Annotated in this window: 1 protein-coding gene and 1 pseudogene; one reads left to right on the top strand and one right to left on the bottom strand. The window is 62.7% G+C overall.

Annotated features, from left to right (window positions below):
- Window positions 1-155: 155 nt before the first annotated feature.
- A pseudogene (locus IVB48_RS06405) lies at window positions 156-1,307 on the top strand (IS630 family transposase).
- 239 nt (window positions 1,308-1,546) lie between these two features.
- On the opposite strand, the gene IVB48_RS06410 reads toward IVB48_RS06405, so the two are convergent.
- The coding region (locus IVB48_RS06410; RefSeq protein ID WP_256468870.1) for an IS66 family transposase at window positions 1,547-2,765 on the bottom strand (1,219 nt) is incomplete at its 5' end.

Genomic DNA, 2,765 nt, shown 5'->3' on the forward strand with positions numbered 1-2,765 from the left:
GGCTGACGCGGAAATATTCCTGCATGTCGGTTTCGGCCGGGGGCCTGCGATGCAGCCGGGTATAGAGGTGGATAAAAGCCAGATACTGCCCCTGCGTGGGCGTGAAGGGTTTTGTCGAAGGACTCACGCCGGCCATCCGATTCAGTTGTTCGTGCGTGCCTCGAACGAGGAGGCACTCCACGAATGTACGCTATCGGGTCGAACTCAGCCAAATCGAGTGCACCGAACTGAGGGCGCTGCTCAGCGGCGGCAAGCACGCGTCCCGGAAGCTCAAGCGAGCGCAGATTTTGCTGGCCGCCGATGCCGGGACCAGCGACGAGGAGATCGCAAGGAGCGTCGGCGTGAGCGGCTCGACCGTGTACCGGACCAAGCGACGCTTCGTGGAAGGCAATCTGGAGCGGGCGCTGAGCGAAGAGATGCGTCCCGGGGCGGAACGCAAACTCACGGGCAAGGAAGAAGCCTTGCTGGTGGCGACAGCCTGCGCCAGTCCGCCAAGGGCCGTGCCCGCTGGACGCTCAAGCTGCTGGCGGGTGCGATGGTCAAGCTCACCGAACACAAGAGCCTGTCGCACGAGACGGTTCGGCGGCGTTTGGCCGAAAATGGCCTCAAGCCCTGGCGCAAAGACATGTGGTGCATTCCGCAGGTCGACGGCGAATACGTTGCCCGTATGGAGGATGTGCTCGACCTCTACGCCGAGGCTTCCGACCCCAAGCGGCCGGTGGTGTGCTTCGACGAAAGCCCGGTGCAACTCATCGGAGAGGTCCGTCAGCCCATCCCGGCAAGGCCGGGCCAGCTCGAACGTTACGATTACGAGTATCGTCGCAATGGCACGGTCAATCTCTTCGTCCGCTTCGTCCTCCTCGACGTGCATCGTCCCTGGCGCAAGGTCAAGGTCACCGACCGGCGAGCCGCAGAAGACTATGCCCAATGCATGCGCGATCTCGTCCACATCCATTATCCCGATGCCGAGATCATCCGGGTCGTTCAGGACAATTTATCGACCCACTGCGCCGGCGCCGTGTATCAGGCGTTCCCGCCCGCCGAAGCCAGGCGGATATTGCGACGACTCGAGTTCCACTACACTCCCAAGCACGCCAGCTGGCTCAACATGGTTGAGATCGAGATCGGCGTCCTGCGGGGCCAGTGCCTGGATCGCAGGATCGACGACCCCAAGCGCTGCGCCGCGAGATCACTGCCTGGGACGGCAACGAAACGCCGCCCGCTCCCGCATCAAATGGATGTTCACAACAGACAAGGCCCGCGCCAAAATGGCAGGCTCCTATCCCGCCACTCCCAAAGAGTCATAATCACTGTGACGTGGTACTAGCCCGTATTTCTCACACGGCCAATTGCTCTGCGACGGAGGATAGAAGGATTTGGCAAGGCGACGAGGAGCCGTGGCGCTGAAGGCGCGGCTGGCGATTTGGTTTGGGTGTCTCGGTTGGGCCTGTTGGTATGCCGCGGTTTGGACGCGTCGCAGCTTCGCGTGTCAGGCCGGCGAGGCGCGAGCCTTGGCGGCTTCGGTCGTAAGCGCTTAGCCGCAACCCTATTGAGGCTGGCTTGACGTTTTGCGGAATCGCCACGGCATGAGGTCTTCGATGCGGCTATGGGGATGGCCGTCGATGATCGTCTCGAGTGTTTCGGCGATGTAGGCGGCCGGGTTGACGTCGTTGAGCTTGCAGGTGGCGACGATCGAGGCGAGCAAGGCCCAGTTTTCGGCTCCGACCTCATGACCGGCGAAGAGCGCATTTTTTCTGGTCAGGCAGACTGGCCGGATGGCGTTCTCGACAGGGTTGGTGTCGAGCTCGAGGCGCCCGTCTTCGAGGAAGCGGGTCAGACCTTGCCAGTGATTGAGCGCGTAGCGGATGTCCTCGGCGAGCGTCGAACCGCTGGAGATCATCGACAGCTGCTTCTCGAACCACATTTTCAAAGCGGCGACGAGAGCCAACGAATGCTCCTTTCGTGCGGCGAGCCGGATGTCCGGCGATGCACCGCGGACCATGGCTTCGATGGCGTAAAGCTGTGCGATGTGCCGAATGGCGGCCTCGGCGATCGGCGATTTGCTATTGCGGGCCAATTTGACGAAGCGTCGGCGCAAGTGGCTCCAGCAATGCACGAGCGTCCAAGGCCCTTGCAGTCGAGCGACTTCGGTCAGTCGATCATAACCGTCATAGGCATCGCATTGCAGGAAGCGTCCGCCAAAGCCATCCAGGAACTGCTCAGCGAAGGCACCGCTGCGACTGGGGGCATATCGGAACAGCACGATCGGCGGACTTGGGCCGCTGTGGCCGCGGTCGTCTGAGGCAATCGCCCAGAAGTAGCCTTTCTTCGTTTGGCCGCGCCCCGGATCGAGTACCGGCGCCTTGGTCTCGTCCATGAACAGCCGATCCGCCATGGCCAGGTGGTGGCGCATGTGTTCCGCGATGGGCTGAAGATGGAAGCAGGCGCGGCCGGACCAGTTGCCCAGTGTCGCCCGATCAAGCCGGATGCCCTGGCGCGCATAGATCTCGGCCTGACGGTAAAATGGCGTATGGTCGCCAAATTTGGAGACGATCACATGCGCGATGGCCGCTTCGGTCGGCAGCCCGCCGGGCACGACGTGCTCCGGTGCGTGCGCCTGCACGACGGGGCCGGAGCAGCGGCGACAGATGTATTTTGGGCGGCGTGTGATCAGCACGCGCCATTGCGCCGGGATCACGTCGAGGCGCTGGCTGACGTCCTCGCCGATCTTCGTCATGGCGCCGCAACCGCACGGGCAAAGCGTA

The organism is Bradyrhizobium sp. 76, from assembly GCF_023073025.1.
In the GTDB taxonomy this organism is placed as follows: Bacteria; Pseudomonadota; Alphaproteobacteria; order Rhizobiales; family Xanthobacteraceae; genus Bradyrhizobium.